This is a genomic window from Algoriphagus sp. (assembly GCF_024642405.1).
Taxonomy (GTDB): Bacteria; Bacteroidota; Bacteroidia; order Cytophagales; family Cyclobacteriaceae; genus Algoriphagus.
On record NZ_JAHEBC010000125.1, the window covers coordinates 1 to 10,551 of the forward strand.

Sequence of the window (10,551 nt, forward strand, 5' to 3'; positions counted from 1 at the left end):
ATTGGCAACAAATAGAGAAATAAAAAAATTTCGTATCCAACGGTGGCTTTTGGCTGCTTTCTTTATTATTAAATCAGTCGTTTGATAACTAATTTAAAAAATTATTTTGGTTGCAAGCGGAGTTTATTCTCTTCTTCAGTAGGGTAATTAAATTTCTTTTTCTACACTTTCCCTCCTATTTCGATTTACGACTTATTCATGTCAATTTATTTCCTAATACTTTGAAAGCCTATCACTTCATGAATTCTTAGATTTTTGCAGGTATCAAATTGGTGAAAAGGATTAATGAAGCGTTTTTCAGAAAAATCATTTTAAATTCTCCTACCAATCGGTTTCCTATTGTTTTTGGCTGTTGAGCATTTTTAATCACAGACCCCACTTCAAGTAATCTCAAAAAATAAAAGGCGTAAGAATTAATTACGCCTTTAAGAATATTCTATCGTGGATAATAATGATGATTCTAAATATGAAACTCCTTATCCATGACGAAAACTTTCACGGTCTCCCGTATTACGCCATCATTTGCCATTGCACCGGGACCCTCTGTATCCAGGATATGAAAGAATGTTTCCAAGTTTGAAGGTTCAAAGATTAGTGCAACTTCGTTTCCTTCATTTATGGAAATATGAACTGGACTAGAGCAAGTTTGACGTTTGAATAATTCTCCGTGAGTTCGAAATCCTTCTTCCCACTTTTTTGAATCTTCCACTTTTGCGGTAAAAACTATTTTTGGCATGACCTGATTTATTAAGTTGAAAATCAATTATATAAAAAACACTAATTCTGTAATTGCTTAGATAAAAAGGCAAACTTATTAAACCTGAGTAGGACTTCAATCCAAACCACCTATGCTTTTGCCTTATAAAAAAACGGGCAAATCAATTCAAAATTCCAGTATTTGGAATACAATTATTGTAAAAACTATTGTTTTAAAAATACAATATTCTAATAATATAGTACAAAATAAGGTATTAAAAAATAAATATTGGGTTTTATCCATTGTATTTTATGACTCAAGTTTATTACTTTAACAGAAATTGGTTAAAAAAATTGTAACCAATTTGCCAGCCAAACTCCACATCAAGGGGGAATATTGATCTTTCGAATCCTAAACCCCATAAAAGTCAAATCTCTAAATAATTTCCTAACGGCTGTCTGGATCTTTTTACCCTAATTTCTATTCCTTTTCCTCAAACCCCACTTTCCACTCCCAAATCCTTTTTCATTAATCCTGCTCTTAACATCACTGCCGAAGTATAAAGAATAACAAGAATCACCACCCATTTAAGAACATCCAAAGGAAGGGACTTCACAATCAATGCTGCGATCAATACCGCGACAATTCCGGGAATAGCCATGGCTACAGCGGCCTTCTTATTATATGCGCCTTCTCGTATAAACCGAATGGAAGCTGGTGGCATCAAAAAAGCACAGGAACCCATCATAATTGGAAAAGCAACTTGGGGTGACATGCCCAATGCAAATACCAAAGCCATGCAAGGAGCATACAAACCTATTCCTGCCGTCATTAGTGCCCCTAAGAAAAAGTTACCTATGATCGCTATGAGCAACTTCCCTCCTTGCAGACCAATTGCAATACCTCCTCCTTGAATCCATTCCAGGTTGCGGGCAAGCATGAAACCAGCGGTAATCAGGAGAGCAAACCCCATGGTCAATCGAATCTTTCTTTCCGATAGTTTTGAAACGACACCTGCACCTACAATGGCACCTAGAGCAGCTGAGACCAGCATTAAAACTAGCGTTAAAGGATCGACTTCTATTATGGTGATAAATATCAAGGCCTGAAATAAAACAGGAAGGGTATTAGCCACATTCATGGTTCCCGGAATGACCTTATCCTCAGTTTGTTTGGTGAATTTCAGGAGTGCGGTTTGTGGAGCAAATGCACCAATTCCCAATACATCAAAAAAGTTGACAACGAAGCCGATCATTGAAGTCTTTATCCAACTAACAGGTTCTAAATTGTTTTTGTGTCTAAAAAAATCCCTTGTTAGAACAATGCAATACCAAATGGTCAGAAGAGCAAGTGAAATCCAAATGAAAGTTACCATTGTCAATGAGTTAAGTTTATTTTCATGAAATAGGGATTTGTTTCCTTAAAATAAAGTGATTTCAAAAAGATAAGTGATTTTGAGATAGCTCAGATAAAAAGAAGTTATTATGTTAAGGATTATTATTTAAACTATTTGTAAAAGATTTCTTCGAATTCTAATTTCAGTAAGAATTGTATATGAACTATTTTGATTCTTTATCCTGCAAAGCTTTGCCCTTAAAAAGGGTGTTAGCGACATTCATTATAATCTTTTTATATTCTTTTTCCGTTTTTGGACAGCAGCCGATTTCTCCTTTAGAAGCTTCATTTGAAAGCTATAAGAAGATGAAGGAGGAAACAAGCTTTAAATTGGATTGGGTTTCCTTAGGTCCTACAGTCAATTCCGCTAGAGCAGATATTGTCCAGTTAGATGAGACCAATCCGGGGACCATGTATGTTGGATTTGGTTCAGGTGGCATATGGAAAACCACCAATCATGGAGTGACTTGGAATTCAATTTTTGAGGAGCAGTCTTCCATAGGAATTGGTGATATGGAGCTAGCACCCTCTAATCCCAATATTATTTATTTGGGCACAGGGGAAAATCTAAAAAAGCCGAGAAACTTTACTTTACCTGGTACAGGTATGTTTCGATCCGACGATGCCAGTGAAACCTGGTCTCATATTGGATTGCAAGATTCTTGGTCTATTTCGGAGATAGAAATTCATCCAACAAATCCTGACATCGTATTCGTATCTGTATTAGGACATCTCTGGTCAAAGAATGAAAACAGAGGACTTTATAGAACAATAGATGGAGGTAAAAACTGGGAAAAGGTTTTGTATAAAGATGATAAGACCGGCGCCAATGAAGTGCAGATTTCCCCAAGTAACCCTCAGATCATGTATGCTTCTTTATGGGAAGTGTATCCAGGAATCAGCGGAGAAAACAGCGGGGTTTATAAAAGTATGGATGGAGGAAAGAATTGGGTGCTATCTGCAAACGGATTACCCTCTGGACCTAATATTGGGCGAATTGGACTTACAGTATCCTCGACCAATCCAGATAAAGCATATGCACTGATTGATAATTTGAACAATCCTCGAAATGAAGCTGCCGAACTTTATAAAACGATTGACGGCGGATTGAATTGGGAGAAAACTCATTCAGGTTCTTTCAAGATCTTTCCTGGAATCGGGTGGTATTTCACCGATGTGTATGTGAATCCCCAAAATGACGAAGAGGTATTTTGTCTGGGTGTTCGGCTTGCGCATAGCCTGGATGGAGGAAAGAATTTCTCTTTCATTGGAGGTCAGGTTTCCCGGATGACGCCAAGCTTAGCTCAAGGACTTCATCTGGATCAATGTGAATTGTGGATCAATCCCAGCAATCCCAATCATTTGGCTTTGGGAAATGATGGAGGGTTTTACGTGAGTTATGATAAAGGATCATCCTGGATGCATTACAACAATATTCCCACAGGTGAATTTTATGATATCACAATTGATCAAGTAGATTACACCATTTATGGAGGAACCCAAGATGATGCCACAGTTTTTGGCCCAGCAAAGGAACTAAATACCAGATTTCCGGACCCTTGGAAATATGTCTGGATCGACCCTTGGGATGGCGGGGATGGTTGCGTGACTCAAATTGATCCTGAGAATAAATCTATTGTTTATTATAGCCGACAGCATGGGGATGCGATGCGATTGGATAAATCCAAAGATGAGGCAGTTTCCATCATGCCTTCTTTACCTGAGAGAATAGGCGATACACTTGTATTTAATTATATGACTCCTTATTTCTTGTCTAGATATAACAGCAAGACCCTTTATCATGGAGGAAATTATCTGATGAAAAGTATAGATCGTGGTGATACTTGGGATGCAATAAGTCCTAATCTTGCCGTTTCTTCTAATCCAGATAAACTTTCTTTTGCCACTGGGGATATTGAAGAATCACCAATAGAAAAAGGCTTATTGTATGCAGGAACTGACCATGGTGCATTTTGGGTCTCAAAAGATGATGGTGAAAATTGGGAGGAAAATTCTAAAGGAATTGTCAATAACTACATCCGTAGCATCTCCCCTTCCCATCACAAAGCCTCGCGTGTTTACATGGCAATGACTGGAATCAATTATGATGATTTGAAAGCTTATGTCTATGCATCTGATGATTATGGGAAGAACTGGGAAAGTATTGCTGCCGGTCTTCCGGATGAGCCGGTTAATGTCATAAAAGAAGATCCTACCAATGAAAATATTCTATATGCTGGAGGATTGAGAGGAGTTTATGTTTCTATTGATCGCGGAAATACTTGGTCTTATCTCGGGAAAAACATGCCTGCGGCTGCTATAGCAGACCTTGAAATTCATTTAAATACGATGGATCTGGTAGTCGGTACACATGGTCGAGGGATTTATAAAACCAGCCTTCAGCCTATACAAAAAATGCTTCAAGATAACCTGCCAAGGAATGAAGATCATTTCTTTGAGATCGATCAGACCCCAAGACCTTGGTATAATTCCTCTAGTGGTGAGCCTGATTATCGAACGCTTGAAAAAGCTACGTTTTCGTTTTGGCTCAATCAATCAAAAGCTGTGACTATTTCAATTTTAGATGAATCAAATAAGGAAGTCTGGAAAACTGAATTAACTGGAAATAAAGGATTTAACCAATACCGTTGGGATTTGGTTGTAAAAAGGCAAAGTAGCGATGCTCCCTATTTTATCCACTATGAACGATTTATTGAAGCGGGAATTTACAAAGTTGAAATCTCTTCTGAAGGAGGTGATTTGGAACAAACTTTACAGATCGTCGAGGCAAAATCACCTTATATCTCGAGAAGCAGTTTCTAAATAAATATCCAAAGAAAACGAATGGACTTTATTAGAAAAACTTCCTGAATGTAGGCTAATCTAAAACTTGAAACCCTACCATTGTAAAGTCATCGTTAAAAGTTGTTTTGCCACTGTAAGAAAGGCCAAAGGATTTTATGCTTTCCAACAGTTCCTGAATAGAGAGATGGGAATTTTTCAGTAAAAATGAAGTGAATTCTTCTTTGTTCATCATAATATCCTGACTATTCCAGACCTCCAAAATCGCATCGGTATATAAAAGAATTTTGTCTCCGATTTTCAATTGGATTTTAGACTCGGTATAGATAACAGAGTCACTGCTAAATGCTCCAACAAGTGGACTTTGAGAGGTTAAAGCAATAACTTCTTTGCTACTTGTGCGGATTAGATATCCTTCTGGATGACCTGCTTGAGTATAAGTTAGTGTTCTATCATTGGAATCATAGATTGCATAAAACATAGTGACAAAAGAGCCTCTCGGCATTTTATTGTACAATTTCCCGTTGGTTGCTGAAACCAATTCTGCAGTAGAAGTAGTTTGGATTGCAGTATTTTTGAACGCGAATGAAGTCATGAAAGTCAACAAAGCAGCTTGAATACCATGTCCAGTTACATCAGCAATCAATATTCCATAAATTCCTTTTTCGATTTCAATTATATCATAAAAATCTCCCCCGATCTGATCCATGGGTTCATAGATAGAGGCAAATTGTACTTGCGTATTTTTCGGATATGAACCAGGTAGTATAAAGTTCTGAACCCTTCTTGCCTCTTCAAGTTCAAAGTTCATTTTCTCCTGATACAAGGCCAATTCTTTATTTGCTTCCTTTAGGCTTTTTTGAGTTTCTCTAAGTTCGGTGATATCAGACTGTACGCCTACATAGTGAGTAGTTATCCCATTTTTATCCTTAAGAGGGGTGATAGAAAGCCTGTTCCAAAATGGAGTCCCATCTTTTTTGTAATTAAGTAATTCTACGGTCGTCTGTTCTCCGTTTTTGATGGCTCGTCGAAGTTCTTCTACCGGGGACTTATCCGTATTATTCCCTTGGAGGAATCGACAATTTTTCCCAATTACTTCTTCTTTTGAGTATCCAGTTAATCTTTCAAAACCTTCATTAACGAAAACTAGGGGTCTATCCGGTTGGTCCATTGAGCTAATGGTGATTCCTTCATTAGAGGTATTCGTTGCTTTAATCAACAAATCTTCAAATTCTCTAAATGAAACTATTTCTTTTGAGCTCATTCGCATCTATGAACCAGAGTAGGACTTTTTATTATTAATAACTTCTTTAATCCTAAACTAATAATCCATTTGCTCAAAGCAAAACTATCGAGAAAGTACGATTGAAATTTTTAAGATTTTAATAAACTAATTTATTGGTTTAAATATTATTGTATTTATATGGGCTTAGACATTTATCAAGGCTTTATGATATTGGTGTAGAGGTATTGAATGGAATATTGATCTATATAAAAAGAAAACCATATTCTAATCATATACTTCAACCACCAATTCAATCTCCACTGCTTGTCCTCTTGGTAATGATGCCATCCCAACCGCAGCTCTTGCATGCTTACCCCTCTCACCAAATACTTCAACCATCAAATCAGAAAAGCCATTGATTACTTTAGGTTGTTCTATAAAGTCTGGATCTGAATTGACCATCCCTAACACTTTAACGATACGTTTCACTTTGTTTAAATCCCCTAACATCGCTTTTAAAACCGCGAGCTGATTTATAGCTGTCAGGCGTGCTCCTTCATAACCTTGTTCGATAGATACATCCTGACCTAGTTTGCCTGTGATTTCTGTTCCATCTGGATAACGGGGCCCTTTGCCTGCAAGAAAAATTAAATTTCCAGTTCTAACACCATTTACATAATTGGCTACGGGTTCTGGAGGAGTAGGTAAGGTGATGTTTAATTCCTTCAGCTTCGCTTCTGGGTCATATCCTGCTTCTGGTTTGGGTTTTTGATCACAGCTAAAGATGCTCATTGTAATCGCTATGAGGATTAAAAAGGAATTATATGTTTTTTTCATATTTCAAAAATTATAAAATAAAGATCAATGAGAATGACTAATAATTTCGAATATAGATTGAAGATATTGACGAAATACTACTTAAAGTTTTTCACTCCAAGTGAGTTGTAGAGCTCTTTACTGTAATAAAGATTTCCCCTCATCATGGTCCATTCGATTTTTCGTATATCACTTATTTGGGAAAGTGGATTACCATCAATTAGAATAAGATCTGCCTGTTTACCAACTTCAATGGAACCCACTATATCTGATACTCCGGTAATCTCCGCAGATTTTATCGTAGCCATTTTTAATACTTCAGATGCTGGAATTCCGGCTTTTACATATAGTTCAAGCTCTCTGTGATATAAAAATCCGGGTAAGCCATCAGTTCCAGGAACTATTGCTACCCCTTGCTTAAATAAGTCAGCCACTACTGCCAGCATTTTATCAAAACTCTCTTTATATCTTGCTACTTGTGCCCCCTCCTTCGGAATACCTCCAGTATAAAAACTGCGCTGCTCAATAATAGGAAATCTACTTGCTATTGCTTGATAAGTAGGGCTTAGCTCACCTGATTGAGAAACAAACATATTTTCAAAAATGGCTACAGTAGGGTCTACAAGAATATTTTTTGATTTAAGAAGCTTCACAAAATCCAAATACTCCTGAGATTCAAGGTCTAGATCTGCACCATATTGGGCAGGCATAGTAAATCGTAATGGCGTCCGGGTATCTATGGTGTCAGATAAAAAATTTAGGAACAACATGTTGATATGTTGAATTTCATTGTATCCTTGATTTATGGCTTGGGTTGCGGTCATATAAGCGGGTATATGCCCGCTGACTCGCATATCGAGTTGATGGGCCTTATCAGTCAAAGGAAGTACCCATTCTGGCAATATTGAACTATAAAGTTTGATTTGTTGATATCCTAAGTCCTTGTATTCTTGAATCTCTGCTAGGCCTTCTTCTAGGTTTTCAATAACATTTCGTTGATTGGCGAAAGGCCCAGGGCCATCAATAATTCCCGAGTAGATTACAATGCGTGGACCGATAATCTCATTGCTATTGAACTGAGCTGCCAAATTTTTCAGTTGTTTATTATTAGCCAAATCCCTAACTGAAGTTACTCCACCTGCCAAATGCAATAAACCTCTAAATTTATCATTGTGGGTATGCATATCGAACATCCCAGGCATTAGTGTTTTGCCAGTTCCATCGATTATGTTGGCTTCTTTATCACTTATTTCTCCTCCATTTGACCGAATAGCTTGAATTTTTCCATTATCCACAAACACATCTTGACTTGGTAATAATGTTCCTTCTGCAGTAAAAACATTTACGTTTTGGATAACAACCTTATCAATATTATGAGTTAATGTCTCCGCTACTTCAATTAGACTTTTGTCTTCAATTTCGTCTTGAAGTTTTTTCATTTCAACACGCATGGGACTCAAATCCTGTTTTACGATATGTAGATTACCTGAAATCTTCCCAACCATTTGATCTCCAATCATCCAGATATAAGTGGGGTCCAGATCTAAACCCTTTATGATTAAAAGTTCAACATATGTACCATTTGATAGCTGTATCGGAATTTTTTTAGTTAGTTCAGCGGTACCTTGTGGATATAAATCAACGTATCCAGTATTAGATTCCAACAAGAGTTGGGCAAGAACTTCGTAAACTGCAGGCGAGCCATCATAACGAAAATAGAGTTTGTCACCATTAAAATTGCCTTGAGAGGTACCCATCAGATTTTTACTGCTTCCAGTGTTCTCCTCACTAAAGAAACTTTCATCAATAGCCACATTCAAATAATTGACGCCTTTTATACTTTGACCTGTTATAAAATTTTGATTATTCAGCGAAATCTCTTCCTTGTATTTAGGACCTCGGCCTCTATCGGTGTAGGTGTAATAATACCCAAAACTATGATCTGCAATTTGCCATTTTTCATAAGTTCCCGCTAGGTTATCCCGAAATACGACATCGTAAATGGTTTTGTCTAATGGATGCGATTGACTGAAGCCTGTCTGAACGCTGAATATTAAAAAAAATAGAATAATTGAATATTTCATAATTAAGGATTTAGGAAAAATAAGTTAGAAATTGATTTCAAAGGAGTGAATTAGAAGATCAAGACTTTAATGTTTCCCGAAAATACCTTAGCCAATTTTGTCCAAGAATTTTTTCAATATCTCCTGTGCTATATCCTCTTTTGTCTAATAATCTTGCCACGTGAAGATATCGATCAGTAGTATCAAGTTCGGGAATCCATGGTGGCCATTGCACTTTATAGGATGGTTTAAAACGAGTCAGTCGCGGCACGTACCAATTTTCACGCGTTGCTCCCGAAGCCTTTAGCCCTTGGATAGCAAAGTCTGAGGCCAATCCCACATGTTCAATCCCACCTACTTTAACAGCATGTTCTATATGATCAACATAAGTTTCCAAGGTAGTTTCTTCGCCTAAATTTGGCCCAATCATATAACCTAAAGAGATAATTCCCATCACTCCACCCTTGTCTGCCATGGCTTTAATCTGTTCATCTGATTTTGCACGAGGGTGATTTTTGTACAATGCTTCGCACATGGAATGATTGATAGACGCACCCATTTTACTGAATTTTATGCCATCGTCAGTAGTTTGCATTCCACAATGCGAAAGATCTATGATAATCCCAAGCTCATTCATACGCTCGACCGCCTCAATCCCAAAATCTGAAAGTCCAGCATTTGTGCGTTCAGTACAACCATCTCCTAATAAGTTACGCTCGTTGTAAGTTAATTGCATCCAGCGAGTACCTGCTTGATAAAGCGTATTTAAATTTTCAATTGAATTCTCAATGATGTTAGAATTCTGAAAACCTAGCATCACAGCTACCCTTTTCTCTTTCTTCGCTTGGATAAAATCTTCAGCACTTGTGGCCAATACTAATCGGTTGGGGTTTTCTTTTATACGGTTTTGCCATTCCTCTAAGTTTTTAAGTGCATTGGCTAAATTGCCCGTATCTATGGAAGCATTGAAACCAGTATATCCGGAATTTTTAAGGGCTTCGAAAGAATCTTCATTCCAATTGCGTGCAATTACCAACCCATCATGCACAATTGCTTGGTTATAAATCTTTTCAATATTCTCTGACATCACCTGTGAATTTGAATTACCAGAAAATATATCAACTAGCCCATTTGAATTTTTCGCAAGACTCTCCCCAGTCAAAAACTGTTCTGACAAAACTCCACCAAGTGTTAGAATTTTGACGAAATCTCTTCTTTTGATTTTCATGATTGATTCTTGGTTGAATTGAGATTTTACAACAAAATACAAACTACTGATTTTATTCAAATTTTTGATTCCGGTAAGCCTCAAAACGAAAAACCTTAGATTATTCTGACTTGCCTCAACCACTTTATTAACTTCACGGTAAATAGCTTTCCAATCTAGAATTGGAATCTGGGCTAAATCGTTTATTTAAGATGAATTAAATAAAAAAATAAAAATTAATCATTTGAAGTTATACGATCCTCATTCATAGTTTAATTTAATTAATCAATCATTTCTATTACTTTAACGCTTTGGTTAGAGCATAAAAGAATAGCATGAATACAAC

Annotated in this window: 7 protein-coding genes; 1 reads left to right on the plus strand and 6 read right to left on the minus strand. The window is 36.9% G+C overall.

The window, feature by feature from the left end; all coding sequences use genetic code 11:
* Positions 1–460: 460 nt before the first annotated feature.
* Positions 461–736 carry a hypothetical protein gene (locus Q0L68_RS10965; protein ID WP_296702885.1) on the minus strand — a complete coding sequence of 92 codons (276 nt, stop codon included), beginning with the start codon at positions 734–736 and terminating at the stop codon, positions 461–463.
* Positions 737–1,190: 454 nt separating this feature from the next.
* Positions 1,191–2,072: a sulfite exporter TauE/SafE family protein gene (locus Q0L68_RS10970; RefSeq protein ID WP_296702887.1), complete on the minus strand. Its 882-nt coding sequence runs from the start codon at positions 2,070–2,072 to the stop codon at positions 1,191–1,193.
* A gap of 326 nt (positions 2,073–2,398) precedes the next feature.
* Here Q0L68_RS10970 and Q0L68_RS10975 point away from each other — a divergent pair, with 326 nt between their 5' ends.
* Positions 2,399–4,915: a hypothetical protein gene (locus Q0L68_RS10975; RefSeq protein WP_296702890.1), complete on the plus strand. Its 2,517-nt coding sequence runs from the start codon at positions 2,399–2,401 to the stop codon at positions 4,913–4,915.
* A 55-nt stretch (positions 4,916–4,970) separates the two neighbouring features.
* Here Q0L68_RS10975 and Q0L68_RS10980 read toward each other — a convergent pair whose 3' ends face one another.
* The 4 genes from Q0L68_RS10980 to Q0L68_RS10995 all read right to left on the minus strand — a co-directional run bounded on the left by Q0L68_RS10980 (position 4,971) and on the right by Q0L68_RS10995 (position 10,226).
* On the minus strand, positions 4,971–6,158 hold the full coding sequence (locus Q0L68_RS10980) for a SpoIIE family protein phosphatase (protein WP_296702892.1): 1,188 nt from the start codon (positions 6,156–6,158) through the stop codon (positions 4,971–4,973).
* A 246-nt stretch (positions 6,159–6,404) separates the two neighbouring features.
* Positions 6,405–6,956 (minus strand): RidA family protein, encoded by a 552-nt coding sequence (locus tag Q0L68_RS10985; RefSeq protein WP_296702893.1) that lies wholly within the window; start codon positions 6,954–6,956, stop codon positions 6,405–6,407.
* Positions 6,957–7,033: 77 nt separating this feature from the next.
* Positions 7,034–9,019, minus strand: a complete 1,986-nt coding sequence (locus Q0L68_RS10990) for an amidohydrolase family protein (RefSeq protein ID WP_296702895.1) — start codon at positions 9,017–9,019, stop codon at positions 7,034–7,036.
* Positions 9,020–9,077: 58 nt separating this feature from the next.
* Positions 9,078–10,226, minus strand: coding sequence for a membrane dipeptidase (locus tag Q0L68_RS10995; RefSeq protein WP_296702897.1), 1,149 nt, complete (start codon positions 10,224–10,226; stop codon positions 9,078–9,080).
* Between the last annotated feature and the right edge of the window lie 325 nt (positions 10,227–10,551).

Bases quoted from the DNA above. Each gene is read 5' to 3' on its own strand.
- Q0L68_RS10965 (WP_296702885.1), bottom strand. From the start codon at position 736: ATGCCAAAAATAGTTTTTACCGCAAAAGTGGAAGATTCAAAAAAGTGG.
- Q0L68_RS10970 (WP_296702887.1), bottom strand. From the start codon at position 2,072: ATGGTAACTTTCATTTGGATTTCACTTGCTCTTCTGACCATTTGGTAT.
- Q0L68_RS10975 (WP_296702890.1), top strand. From the start codon at position 2,399: ATGAAGGAGGAAACAAGCTTTAAATTGGATTGGGTTTCCTTAGGTCCT.
- Q0L68_RS10980 (WP_296702892.1), bottom strand. From the start codon at position 6,158: ATGAGCTCAAAAGAAATAGTTTCATTTAGAGAATTTGAAGATTTGTTG.
- Q0L68_RS10985 (WP_296702893.1), bottom strand. From the start codon at position 6,956: ATGAAAAAAACATATAATTCCTTTTTAATCCTCATAGCGATTACAATG.
- Q0L68_RS10990 (WP_296702895.1), bottom strand. From the start codon at position 9,019: ATGAAATATTCAATTATTCTATTTTTTTTAATATTCAGCGTTCAGACA.
- Q0L68_RS10995 (WP_296702897.1), bottom strand. From the start codon at position 10,226: ATGAAAATCAAAAGAAGAGATTTCGTCAAAATTCTAACACTTGGTGGA.